Genomic DNA, 13,722 nt, shown 5'->3' on the forward strand with positions numbered 1-13,722 from the left:
TAATACTGTTATATGCCAACTGACTGTCTATCCTTTAGAGATACCAACTATTTCTCTGATTTTATTTGTGATTATCTCGATGAAAAATCGGAATTAAAAGACCTTTACAATCGTTTTCCAACCATTGAAAATTTTAAAGCTCAGATAGAGGAAAAGTCTAAGTCATTTGGAAGTGAAGCAAGAAATCTCATCTCGCAAGTGTTGGAGAATCAATATTCTGGTATTGACATTTCAGAACTCACACAAGAGAACATTCGAAGTTTGTCTTCAGAAAGGACATTTACAATTACTACTGGTCATCAACTGAATTTATTCACAGGACCATTGTATTTTTTGTATAAAATTATTTCAACCATTAATCTTACCAAACAGCTCAAAGAGATATATCCAAAGTATAATTTTGTGCCTGTGTATTGGATGGCGTCCGAAGATCATGATTTTGAGGAGATTAATTACTTCAACTTTAAAGGTAAAAAGATTCAGTGGAATTCTAATCAAACAGGAGCTGTTGGACATTTTACTACTGATGGATTAGAGGACGTTTTCAAAGTTGTTGCTTCGGAATTCGGACCAGGCAAAAATGCAGAACAATTAAAGTTATGGTTTCAAGAAGCGTATTTAGACCACAACAATCTAGCAGATGCTACGCGTTATTTAGCAAATGCATTATTTGGTAAGCAAGGTTTGGTGATTTTAGATGCTGACGATAAGGATTTAAAACGTTTGTTTATTCCACAGATGAAAAAAGAGTTAGTAGAACAAACGGCTTTTAAAACGGTATCTGAAACTAACAAAACACTTGAAAATTTAGACTTAAAAATTCAAGTAAATCCAAGGGAAATTAATCTGTTTTATATGTATGATGGCTCGCGAGAGCGTATCGTTGAAGATGGTGGAATATATTCTGTTTTGGAAACTGATATTAGTTGGAGCAAGAGTGAGTTACTAAAACACCTCGATGAGGTGCCTGAACGATTTTCGCCCAATGTCATCATGCGACCGTTGTATCAAGAGGTCATTTTACCAAACCTCTGTTACATTGGGGGAGGAGGAGAAATGATTTACTGGTTACAGTTGAAATCTAATTTTGAAGCCCATAAAGTAACTTTTCCAATATTACTATTGAGAAATTCGGCATTGATAAAATCAAAAAAACAAGCAGATAAACTTAGTAAATTAAATATTTCTGATAAGGATTTATTCTTAGACAGAAATACATTTATAAATAAGAAAGTCAGAAAAATATCGAATATAGACATTGACTTTTCTGAACAAATAAAGCACTTGGGAGAGCAGTTTGAAGATTTACATCAACTTGCTCAACAAACAGATAAATCATTTTTAGGGGCTGTAAAAGCACAAGAAGTGAAACAATTAAAAGGTCTAAAACATCTTGAAAAGCGTTTGCTAAAAGCACAGAAACGAAAGTTAGCTGATGAAATAGAGCGTTGCACAGAATTACAAGAGCAATTATTTCCTAGTAAAAGTCTACAAGAAAGAAATACCAATTTCTCTCAGTTGTATTTGGAGTATGGTGAGAATTTGATCGTGGAATTAATCACTCACTTGAATCCACTTAGTGGCGAATTTGCCATTATAACTGTTTAAAGTGTTAATATCAGTTCTTGTAAAGAGTCTTCAGCGGACAAGTTAAGTTTTTTTCGTAGACGGTAACGTGCTTTCTTAACACCCTCAATTGAAATATTAAGAATATTGGCAATTTCCTTGCTCGACAAATTCATTTTTAAAAGGGACATTAAACGTAGATCATTATTACTTACACTTGGATAGTTACTCATCACTTTGCCATTAAAATCCTTATGGACATCTTCAAAATAATTTCTAAACTGTTCCCAATTGTTGTCATTATTAATATCTAAATTAATGGTATTGATGACTTTTTGGTAACTGCGAGAATTGATGTTTTCTGACTTAAGTTCTTTAAGTTGTGATTTTAGGTCTAACAGAACTTCATTTTTATGTGCTAAATGCAATGCGTGTGTCGTGAGTTCTTTTTCTTTAAATCCTAGTTGGTTGTCCAGTTTTTCGCGCTCAGCCTTATTGCGTTTCATTTTTTGTCTGATACTATAAAATAATAGACTGCCAATACCGATAAGGGAAAGGATTCCTATTCCTAATAATAATTGCCTTATATCCGCTAGTTTTTCCTGTTCTTTTAGTAATTCAATTTCAGATTTTTGAAGTGCAATTTCTTTCTCTTTTCTATTGGTTTCAAAAATGACTTTTTGTTCTTGGGCAAGGCTTGTTCTTAAATAATTGTTCAATGAATCCTTGGCATCACTACTTTCTTTTAGTAAATCATAAGCGGCATTCGCTTTCCCCATTTTTTTAAGCACTTTAGACTTATATAATTTAGACCAACTTAAATTTCTAAAGGATTTGTTTTTTTTGGCATCCATTAAACAATAATCAAAATTTTTAAGTGCTTCATTAAGTTTATTGGTTTCTAAATTAAGCTCACCACGAAATAAATTATAATTATATAAGAGATTGCTTGACTTTATAGATGCATCACTATTTTCAACTTCGTCTAGATACTGATCTGCTCGTGCAAAGTTTTTTCGCTTGATCTCAAGATTTGCAAGTTGGTTAAGACTCATAAGTATATTAACTCTCAAATTTATAGTTTTAGAAAGCTCCAAAGATTTGGTAAGATTAGACGATGCCTCTTCCAGTTGATTTAGTTCAATTTGAGACATTGCTTTGATTTTTAGCAATTGTGCCTTCAAATTATTTGACCCTATGTCTTCCGAAATCTTAATGCCTAAATCAAATTGTTCGATGGCTTTTGGATGCTCAAAAATTTCCTGATAAAGACCACCTATTTTATAATAGCTTTGCGGTAAGTATAAAGAATCATAAAACTTCTCTCTGAGCTCAATGGTCTCTTTCATGCGCTTAATTGCAATATTTCTATAGCCTCTATTTAAAGCTATAGCACTTCTGTGTTCTAACATGGCAGCAACCAAGGAAGTGTCTTTGTATTTTATAGCAATAGGTTCTATCTCATCAACTAGTTGTTCTAATCTGTCATTATCGCCTGTTACTAGTTTTACCACTATGGCCAGATTGGATTTTATGGTGGCACCAAAAAGGGTATCACCTAGTTTCATGAATTCATTTCCTGATTTTTCTAAGTATACCATAGAAGAATCATAAGCACTTTGCGTATAAAAATAAGTAGCCTTTGTAGAATATAAGTTTGCGTACCCTCTTGGATAAGACTTTATTTTGTAAAGAGCTTCTGCATCATCAATATAGCTTTTAGCCTTGGTAGGATCTTTATAAATTATTGTTTCTGCCAGTGTTAATTGTGCAGTCGCTTTTATACTATCATTTTTCGTCGTATCGATAATTTGTTGTAGACTATCCACTCTTTTTTCTAATTGTGCCTGTGCAAAATGAATGGATACTAAAAAGGAAAGTAATACGGTAATTGATTTTTTGTCCACTCTATGAAGGGAATTCGTAAATAAATTGATTAAAGGGACATTAATTGACGCTTTTAAGAGGTTCATAGTTTCTAGTTGTTAGGTTATTTAAGATAGTGTCATTAGTTTTTGAACTTTAAAACGCTGTAAATCAATAATTTAATTTATTTTAAAACAACGTTGTCTACCTATTATAAATATCATTAAAAAATTAAAATATCTATATTTTAAGGGGTGGACAAAGGGTGGACAGCCCTGTTTTTATGAAAATTGAGGCCTTATTTTGTCTAACTTGCTCAAAACAAAACTGGCCTTATAGTGAAAAATTATGTCATCCTAACATGCATATTACTGATTGGAACTTCATGTTTAAGTCAACAACTTTACGTTGAACTAGGGACAACAGTCTCTGCTTTTGATTATGAAAATTCTGAAGGTAATACTTTGAATAATTTAAGCTCTAAATCAAAGTCATATTATGGAATGGGTTATAGACAGAGTTTAAACTATAATAGAACACTCTTTTTATCACTTGGATTAACCTATAATAACTATGGAGCACTTGGTAGTGAAGATGTCGTAGATAATTTGTTTGAATGGGATTTAAGTTATTTAGGAGTAAAAGCTGGCTTAAGTCTCCAATTATTTAAATTGAGAGATCTTACTTTTTTTGCAAATACCTCATTAGCTACAGAATTTTTGATTAGAGGAACTCAGACGATCAATAATGATGTGTTCAATCTTGTAGGTGAAGAGGAATTTAATAATTCTGCCTGGTTTATAAGAGGAGGATTGGAGATGCATTATCCAATTTCAAGTACTACAGCCATATTTGTTGGATATGCTTATGGACGATCGGTATTACTTAATAGTGCAGAGAATGCCGAAAAGTTAAATCTAGACGCCCATCAGTTTGGAATAGGTTTCATCATAAATCTGCCAAGGTGTAAATGTGATTTTTATTAATCAAAAATACAGTAGACAAAAGGTGGACATTACAATAATCCTTAGGGTTTATAAGGATTTAATTATAAATTAGATTGGCTATTAATTATGAAGATTATGAATACATACAATAAGAAAGCATTTCTATTAATTACTTTATTACTGTTTTGCTTTATCCAAGAGTTCCAAGCGCAAAGCGACTCTGGTTATCGCATTAAACAATCTAACCTAGGGAACAGCGGGTCATCACATATGGTTGAAACTTCTAGCGGAAAGTATTATATCAGTCAAAGTATTGGGCAAGCCAGTGTTATTGGTACACATTATAACAATGGTTATTATATAAGACAAGGTTACCAACAACCTCCAAGTAAAATGAAAGCCGTTAAGGATTTGGATATTGAATTGCGAGCCAAAGTATATCCAAATCCTTTTAGTCAAACACTATTTATCAACTTTAGTGATACAGTGATCAATGATATTTCGGTGCGAATTTTTGATATAGAGGCAAGAATTATTCATACACAAGAATTTTTACCAGCTCAAAAATTGGAGCTGCGATTACAAGATATTTCGAGCGGGACTTACTTTTTAAAAGTAGCTTCTGGTAGAAAACAATTCAATACAAAATTAATCAAGATTTAAAATATAATTTTATAAAATCACCCATTATGAAAAAGCTACTTACCCTAACGTTTTTTATATGTACGATGTTTCAAGCTATGGCGCAAACAGATGGTATTACTTATCAAGCCGTAATTATTGATCCAGAAGCTCTTGAATTACCAGGAGTTGATGTTTCAGATAATTTTCTTCCTAATACTACAATAGCTATAAGATTTACCATTTATGACAATGGAAACCAATTGGAATTTCAGGAGGTACAGATTACAGATACTGACGATTTTGGCCGCATTAATCTTTTGATTGGAGATGCTGAGCATGATTATTTTAAGGGCATTAGTTGGGACGGAACGCCAAAGGATCTGAAAGTGGAAATTGATTTCGATGCAGGTAATAATTTTGAAACTATGAGTAGAGAGCGACTTACATTTTTACCATTTGCTTTTCATAGAAATATTACAGCAACAGGAACATTAACCGTAGATGATAAAAGTTTTTTAAACGGAGAATTAGAAGTGCAAGGCCCAACCAATTTGTTTAGCGCAATGACAGTACACGATAATAACTCGACATTACTTACAGGTGATTTGAGTGTAGATGGTATTACTAATTTAAATAATGCACTTAATGTCAATGGTACTCAGAGCGCTACAGACTTAGAGGGCTCTTTAAATGTAGACGGTAATACTATACTTAATAGTAACTTAGATGTATTAGTTGGACATACAACCTTAAATTCTCTAACAGTTAATGGTCAAGCTTCATTTGGTGATCTAACGGCTAATTATTTAGTTGTAAACGATTCTACAAGATTACAAGGGAAAACAGTTATCGATGGCATGGGAAATCAGATTCGATTAACTTCTAATAAGCCAAATACTGGAACTGAAATGGCCAACCATCCTGTACTTATAGATGGCGGTAATAATGGATTAGCCATTAAGGTAAATGGCAATCGTAATAACAGTACTAATTTCATAACCTTTTATGACGACAACAGAGCAAATCCTTGGGGAAGAATAGAAGGTGAAACTCCAGATGAGTTTACCAACAATGCTGATTATAATTTTGATCAACTTGGATTGGCATATGATATAGCGGATGGTGTTCTTGATGGTATTTTTGGTGGATTTGGATTATATCAGGCAACTACTGGAACGGCAATGGCTTTCACATCCGCAACTGGATGCGTAGGACTTGGTTCTTGTATTACATTACCCATCCCTTCAATGATTGGTAAGTATACTACCGAAACAGTTGTTGCTGCTATACAGTTAGTAACTGCAGCTGGCTCCTTAACATTATCAATAGTTAATAAGGCCACATATGACAATAATAAAATGGAACTACAAGGTGTGACCTATGCCTCAGGATCTGGTGATTATGCAGAATATCTGCTTAGAGAGGATGAGGGAGAAAAGATGGTTTATGGTGATATAGTAGGAGTTAAAGGTGGGAAAATTTCTAAAAATCTTACTGGAGCAGAACGCGTTATGGTGGTTTCTTACAAACCAATTGTTCTTGGAAATATGCCTGCTCCTAATAGGGAAGATGAATATGAAAAAGTTGCTTTTATGGGACAAGTGCCAGTCAATGTTTTTGGAAAGGTACATATTGGTGATTATATAATACCTGGAGGCAAAAATAATGGTATTGGTGTTGCCGTGTCTCCTGAAAATATAAAGTCCAGTGATATAAAAAATATTGTAGGTATCGCGTGGGAGGAAAGCAACGAGGGATTAAGTTTGAAGCGAATAAATGTTGCTGTGGGAATTAATGCAAACGATAATATGCATATTGTTCAAGGACTTGAGAATAGGTTAAAAGAGCAACAAAAAGAAATAGATGATTTAAAGGATACAGTCAATACTATACTTAAAGCACTTTCAGAGGGCGAAAACATCGAAGGGATTCAAATCGCACAAAGCGAAAATGAAGCTTCTCATGAAGATCATAACGATAGAAAATATGAGATACTAGAAGCTGATGACACGGATATAGTTTATTTTGAAATAACTAAAAAAGATATTGAAAAAGTATTAGTAAATATTGATGATGTTATGAGAGATGCTGGACTGTATGAGGGCAATAAGGAGGTGCTGAAAAAGTTGAAAACAGATACTGATTTTAAGGATGATTTCGTAGATCAAATTTACAATAAAGTCAAAAAGCAAATACATTATCATAAAGAGTTAGATAAGGGTTCTAGAAATTAATTGTAAGTGATAACTAAATCATCATGAAAATTAAATATATAATTTCTGGATTTTTATTGCTACTTGTAGGTTCTTTGGTTAATGGACAAACGACGGCTATTCCTGATGCTAATTTTGAGTATTATTTAGAGACTCATGATGCTATTGGGAATGAAGTTCCGTTAGGCGATGATGCTAGTATGGGTGATGGTAATCCTAATAATCAATTAGTACCAACTGATCGAATTAGTGAGATAACTATTTTGGATGTCGGTAATTTGGGCATTTCCAATTTAACAGGTATAGAAGATTTTTCAGCTTTAGAGAACTTACTATGTGCTAATAATCAACTAGTGTCTCTTGATATTTCAAGCAATACCTCTCTACTATCTTTAGTCTGTAGCTCCAATTTTCTTACAGATTTAGATGTAGTAAGTAATTTAAGTTTGGAATCTTTAGACTGTTCAGATAATCAATTACAAAATTTAAATGTAAGCAATAACAATGCGCTTAGAAGTTTAACAGCTTCTAATAACCAGATACAAAATATTGATATTTCTAATAATTTAGAACTGACATTGTTAAGTCTTTCCAGTAACAGAATATTGGGTGAGTTGGTCGTTAGTAACAATACAAATTTAGAGAGCCTGTTCTGTTCTTCTAATCAGATTTCAATTTTAGATCTCACAGCCAATACACTTATAAAAAACCTTGATGTATCAGATAATGTGCTTACAACTTTAGATTTAACTACTATTAACACAGTGGTTTGTCCAGATCCTCAAACAGATCCTGTAACGGTATGTCAAGATTTCTCCGCAATTAATGTGTCAAGAAATCTGTTGTCATCTTTAGTCGTTGCTAATAGCTATAATAATTTGATTACCACCTTTGATGCCACTGATAACCCAGATCTATTTTGTATTCAGATTGATACTGGGTTTAGTCCATCTGGTTGGATTAAAGACGACTGGGCGTATTACAGCGACACCATTTGTGCAGATATTTACACCTATGTTCCAGATGATAATTTCGAACAAGCCTTGATAGATGCCGGTTATGATGATGTTATAGATAATTTAGTCTTAACAGATAACATTGATGACGTGACAACCCTTAATGTTACAAATGCATCAATTTCTAGTTTAATTGGAATAGAGGATTTTGAGGTTTTGGAGATTTTAGATTGTAGTGCCAATAGTATAGATAGTATAGACATCTCGGCTAATGCAAGTTTATTGGAACTAGATGCTTCAAATAATAACTTATCTGATCTCGATGTAAGTTCAAATACAGGGTTAACATTGCTCAACTTTGCCTTTAATGCGGTTGCGTCTATAGACTTAAGTAATAATTTGGGACTCGCACTATTAAACTGTGCCAATAATGGTCTTACGACTTTAGACATTAGTGGGAATATCGCATTAAGTAATTTGGATTGTTCAAACAACCAAATAGAAAACTTAGATATGACATCCAATGTCAACCTATTGAGTTTATTATGCAATGACAACAATCTATTTGCTCTTAATGTTAATAATGGAAATAATACAGCTTTAATTGACTTAAATGCTATAAATAATACAAGTTTGTTCTGTATAAATGTGGATGATGTAGCTTTTGCAAATGCTGCTGCTGGTTGGCAAAAGGATGCTACTGCGAACTATAGCTTGGGTTGTGGCACTTATTTGCCGGACGATAACTTCGAACAGTTCTTAATTGACCAAGGCATAGATTCTGACGGTGTTCTAAATAATTATGTGCCTACTGCTGATATATTTGATATTGATATATTGGATATCTCTAATCTTTCTATAGCAGATTTAACAGGAATTGAAGATTTTCAGGCTCTAGAAAATTTGGATGTATCTAATAATGCACTCATAAGCTTATATCTAGAAGACAATGTGTTATTGCAAGTTTTAGATTGCTCTATGAATAGTATAGAGAGTTTAGACTTAACGTCTAATAATGCATTAACATCATTATTTTGTAGCAATAATAATTTAAGAACACTAAACATTGAGAACGGAAATAACAATAATCTTGTATCCTTTGATGCAACGAGTAATACCACACTTTTTTGCATAAATGTTGATGATGCTATTGTAGGGAATATTCCTATGGTTTGGCAGAAAGATGATTTTGCAGCTTATGATGGCGACTGTATTAACAACCGATTTACTACAATACCAGACCCTCTTTTTGAACAGGCTTTAATCGATTTGGAATATGATGATATTATTGATGGTCAGGTGCTTACATCTAACATTGAGCATATACAGATTTTGGACGTTAATGACGAAGGTATTTCTGACTTAACTGGAATTAAAGATTTTAAAGCGCTCATAGAATTAGATTGTAGCGGGAATTTTTTAGACGAATTGGATGTTAGTGATATGATATTTTTAGAACGCTTAAACTGTAGTTCTAACTATCTACTCACAAATAATATTGCCAATGCTAATGGTGTGTTTAATACAAGTGGAACTGTAAGTTTAATTGAATTGTACTGTGCTAGCAATAACCTTAGTGATCTCGACACATCACAAAACATAAATCTGGAAGTGTTAGATTGTACAGATAACAATATAGCTACACTGAATATAGACAGTAATGTACTTTTAAGAAGTCTAAATTGTTCTAACAATGCTTTGTCAGATTTGAACATTAGTAATAGCCCTAATCTTGAAAATGTCAATTGTGATAATAATCAATTGAATAATTTAACAACTATAACAGCTGTTAATACTACCTTATCTCAATTAAGTTGTTCAAATAATGAGCTAACAGATTTACTGGTTAATAATTACCAAGGGTTAGTGAGTTTAAATTGCAGTTCCAATGCATTAAATGAGATTGTTTTATCTAGTGTTACGGCATTGGAATATCTGAATTTAACCACAAATCAGCTCATTGATATTGATTTAAGCAATAATACTAATTTGGAGGAACTATTAATAGCACAAAACGATTTATCACAGTTGGTTTTGAGTTCAAATACGCTTTTAGAGCAATTGAGTTGTGGTTTTAATGAAATAACACAGTTAAGCTTAGGTTCAAATATACTGCTTAAGGTTTTGTCCAGTTCTAGCAATCAGCTTACCGCTTTGGATTTAACCAACAATATCAATCTCATTGAAATAAATGTGAGTTCAAATATGTTGTCGAGTTTCATCTTGTCCAATAATTTAGGAAGTTTAAAAAGACTTGATATAAGCAACAATCAAATTGAAACAGGTTTGGATTTGAGTACTATGGCGATTTCGGCTTGCGTTTTTCAACAAAATCAGACAGAATTTTGTCCCGAAACTATTTCTATAAATATCTTTAATAATGCGCTTGATTTCGTTAATATTCAAAATGGTATAAATTCAGATATTAATAGTTTTAATGCATCTGGCAACCCTAACTTAGAGTGTATACAAGTAGACGATTCAGACAATATTCCTGTCAATTGGATAAAAGATGAAACTACTGAATATAATGAAGACTGTAATTTTGGAGAAACATATGTGCCCGATGATAATTTTGAACAAGCACTTATCAATTTAGGCTATGACGTAGGCCCCTTAAACGATTACGTACCAACAGCAAATATCGAAGCTCTTGTAAGTTTAGATGTTAGTGGTAATGCTATTACAGATTTTACTGGTATAGAAGATTTTATTGCTTTAGAGGCTTTAAATTGTTCTAACAATAACCTATCGGAGCTCAATTTAAGTAGTAATATAAACCTAAATGATCTCAACTGCTCTGAGAATCAATTATCTCAATTAGATTTGAGCTCTAATACGGCATTGGTGGTTATTGATTGTTCTAGTAATATGTTGGTGGGTATAGATTTGATTGAAAATACAACGCTGACAGAACTTAATATTGCTAATAATAATTTTGTATTATTTATCCCTAGTGATGTACCTATGCTTCAGGTTTTGGATTGTGACAATAATACTATTGGTGAGCTCGATTTTCAACAAAATTTAAACTTAATTGAATTAAGTTGTCAATCTAATGCGCTAGATACCTTAAATCTCCAAAATGGAGAAAATGGTATTTTAACTAGCCTAAATGCTACTGGTAATCCTAATTTAAATTGTATCCAAACGGATACAGGAACTGTTCCAGTGGGAGCTACATGGACAGTTGATTCTTCTGCACAATTTGCAATAGAGTGTTTCTTCGGTCAGACTTACGTGCCTGATGATAATTTTGAACAAGCACTTATTGATTTGGGTTATGACTCAGGTCCTTTGAATGATTATGTATTAACAGGAAATATAGAAAACCTAGCCTTTTTAAATGTAAGTGGTTATGAAATATCAGATGTAACAGGAATTGAGGATTTTATCAGCCTTTTAAGTTTAGATATTGGTGAAAATTTGATTCAGACCATCGATTTAAGTCGTAATACGCTTTTGTTTAGTCTGGATATTTCTTATAATTTAATAGAGATCATTGATATTTCAGTGTTACCAAATCTTACGACATTAGATGTCTCAAATAATAGCATTACCGAATTAAACATAAATAATAACCAGAGTTTAATTAACTTAAATGTATCTGATAATTTGATTTCGAACATTGATGTATCTGGACTTTTTGGCTTGGAGGATTTTAGTTGTGCCTTTAACCAAATTACGAGTTTAGATTTTACTCAAAATCCAAACTTAAATATATTATTCTGCCAGTCTAATTTGCTTGTTGGAGATCAATTAAACCTACAGAATGGCAATAATGATAACTTGCAAATATTTAATGCAGCCAATAACCCTGGATTAGGTTGTATTTTGGTTGATGATCCAGTAGCTATTGTTAATAATGTTGATGGAACCTATGATAATTGGGTTAAGGACAATTCGGCGAGTTATCAAATCATTTGTGAAGATGCAGATAATGACGGTGTCCCTAATGATGAAGATCTCTGCCCAGGAACAACCTTTGGTGCACCTGTAGATTTATTTGGATGCGCCATTATAGATTTACCTAACAACAATTTTATGATAACGGTAACTGGTGAAACCTGTTTAAATAGTAATAATGGTAAAATTACTATAGTGGCCCAAGAACTTTATAATTATACCGTCTCTCTTTTTAGTGAGGATATTATTGAACCCACTGGTGAAGATTTTTATCAGGAATATAATTTTACTAATGATGTAGACATTTTTAATCTCTTAGCAGCCACTTACAACATGTGTATTACTATTGAAGAATGGCCAGACTATGAAATTTGCTATACCATTGTTATCACACAACCAGATCCTCTAGAGGTTTTTGCGAGTAGAACAGCTGCAGGAAATGAGGTCTCCGTAGATCTTTCGGGAAGCAGTAGTTATCATATTCAATTTAATGACCAAACGTTTACTACTCGTAATTCTTCGCTCACACTTCAATTAGAGCAAGGTATTAATACTTTAAAAGTAAGTACAGATTTAGATTGTCAAGGTTCATACGAGGAAAAGATGCTATTTGGTGATGATTTTGTGGTGTATCCAAACCCTTTTAATAATGAAGTTAAAGTCTTCAATGGGTTAAAAGATGAAGAGGTCTATATTAATATTTATTCCGCAATTGGGCAGTTGGTTTTAAGTAAAACTTTTGAAAATCAAGGTTTGGATATGACAATGGATACTAGTAGTTTAACTTCTGGAATGTATATCATGTCAATTCAAACAGAAACCAAGACGTCTTCACATAAAATTTTGAAACAATGAAAAAGCTAGTTTACATATGTCTTTCTATGGTTTTAGTCTTTGGATGTAGGGATACTACTGATGATGGACCTATTGGCAATCCAAATGGTGCCCAAGACCCACCCGAAGGTGTCTTATTGGTTTTTCCATACCAGGATACCTTGTGTAACGAAGGTGAAAACCCAACACCTACTCAAAGTACTGTATTTTTTGAGTGGGTACCTAATGATAATGCAGAAAGCTATACATTGACAATAGAAAATTTAAATTCAGGGAATATTACAGAATACCAAACCTCAGAATTTATATTTCCTGTTACTATAGATCGCGCTGTCCCATTTAGATGGTTTGTAACATACGATCTTCAGGGCGAGACCAAAGAAAGTGCTGTATGGAATTTTTATAATGCAGGCCCTGGCGTTCAGACTTATCCACCTTTTCCTGCCGAAATCATCTCGCCAAATATGGCACAAAATCTTCCGAATACAAATGCTATTGTACTGCAATGGGAGGGCAATGATGTCGATAATGACATAGTCAGTTATGATATTTATTTTGGTACTGATAATGCACCAAGCTTAAATACTAGTGATAGTACCGCTGAGCAATTAACGGTTTCAGTTACTCCTGGTACTATTTATTATTGGGAAGTAGTTACCAAAGATGCCGAAGGGAATTCTTCCGAATCTGGAGTGTATCAGTTCAGGATTTCAGAATAGTCCAATCCAAAGTAAAAAACGTTTTATGGTGATTATAATGTAGGTACTAGCACCATGACATCTTTATTATTGTTTCTGGACGTATATATTT

At 33.0% G+C, this 13,722-nt stretch carries 7 protein-coding genes; 6 read left to right on the forward strand and 1 reads right to left on the reverse strand.

Going from position 1 to position 13,722, the window contains the following annotated elements; translation table 11 throughout:
- The first annotated feature begins 12 nt into the window (after window positions 1–12).
- Complete coding sequence (gene bshC / locus H7F21_RS13140; RefSeq protein ID WP_185789761.1) at window positions 13–1,608, forward strand: bacillithiol biosynthesis cysteine-adding enzyme BshC; 1,596 nt, start codon at window positions 13–15, stop codon at window positions 1,606–1,608.
- Here the strand turns inward: bshC and H7F21_RS13145 are convergent.
- Window positions 1,605–3,539, reverse strand: coding sequence for a helix-turn-helix domain-containing protein (locus H7F21_RS13145; protein ID WP_185789762.1), 1,935 nt, complete (start codon window positions 3,537–3,539; stop codon window positions 1,605–1,607). The genes bshC and H7F21_RS13145 overlap by 4 nt on opposite strands.
- A gap of 231 nt (window positions 3,540–3,770) precedes the next feature.
- On the opposite strand from H7F21_RS13145, the gene H7F21_RS13150 reads away from it, so the two are divergent.
- The 5 genes from H7F21_RS13150 (at window position 3,771) to H7F21_RS13170 (ending at window position 13,631) form a co-directional block, all read left to right on the forward strand.
- Window positions 3,771–4,418, forward strand: a complete 648-nt coding sequence (locus H7F21_RS13150; RefSeq protein WP_185789763.1) for an outer membrane beta-barrel protein — start codon at window positions 3,771–3,773, stop codon at window positions 4,416–4,418.
- Between the two features lie 96 nt (window positions 4,419–4,514).
- Entirely contained in the window at window positions 4,515–5,042 is a 528-nt protein-coding gene (locus H7F21_RS13155) for a T9SS type A sorting domain-containing protein (RefSeq protein WP_185789764.1), read from the forward strand.
- Window positions 5,043–5,068: 26 nt separating this feature from the next.
- Window positions 5,069–7,237 (forward strand): hypothetical protein, encoded by a 2,169-nt coding sequence (locus tag H7F21_RS13160; RefSeq protein WP_185789765.1) that lies wholly within the window; start codon window positions 5,069–5,071, stop codon window positions 7,235–7,237.
- Between the two features lie 23 nt (window positions 7,238–7,260).
- Window positions 7,261–12,933: a T9SS type A sorting domain-containing protein gene (locus H7F21_RS13165; protein ID WP_185789766.1), complete on the forward strand. Its 5,673-nt coding sequence runs from the start codon at window positions 7,261–7,263 to the stop codon at window positions 12,931–12,933.
- Window positions 12,930–13,631: a hypothetical protein gene (locus H7F21_RS13170; protein WP_185789767.1), complete on the forward strand. Its 702-nt coding sequence runs from the start codon at window positions 12,930–12,932 to the stop codon at window positions 13,629–13,631. The genes H7F21_RS13165 and H7F21_RS13170 overlap by 4 nt, the downstream gene beginning before the upstream one ends.
- Window positions 13,632–13,722 lie beyond the last annotated feature (91 nt).

Origin of the sequence: Winogradskyella flava, from assembly GCF_014243395.1 — a bacterium.
Taxonomy (GTDB): domain Bacteria; phylum Bacteroidota; class Bacteroidia; order Flavobacteriales; family Flavobacteriaceae; genus Winogradskyella; species Winogradskyella flava.

Bases quoted from the DNA above. Each gene is read 5' to 3' on its own strand.
- H7F21_RS13165 (WP_185789766.1), top strand. From the start codon at position 7,261: ATGAAAATTAAATATATAATTTCTGGATTTTTATTGCTACTTGTAGGT.
- H7F21_RS13170 (WP_185789767.1), top strand. From the start codon at position 12,930: ATGAAAAAGCTAGTTTACATATGTCTTTCTATGGTTTTAGTCTTTGGA.
- H7F21_RS13160 (WP_185789765.1), top strand. From the start codon at position 5,069: ATGAAAAAGCTACTTACCCTAACGTTTTTTATATGTACGATGTTTCAA.
- H7F21_RS13155 (WP_185789764.1), top strand. From the start codon at position 4,515: ATGAATACATACAATAAGAAAGCATTTCTATTAATTACTTTATTACTG.
- H7F21_RS13145 (WP_185789762.1), bottom strand. From the start codon at position 3,539: ATGAACCTCTTAAAAGCGTCAATTAATGTCCCTTTAATCAATTTATTT.
- bshC (WP_185789761.1), top strand. From the start codon at position 13: ATGCCAACTGACTGTCTATCCTTTAGAGATACCAACTATTTCTCTGAT.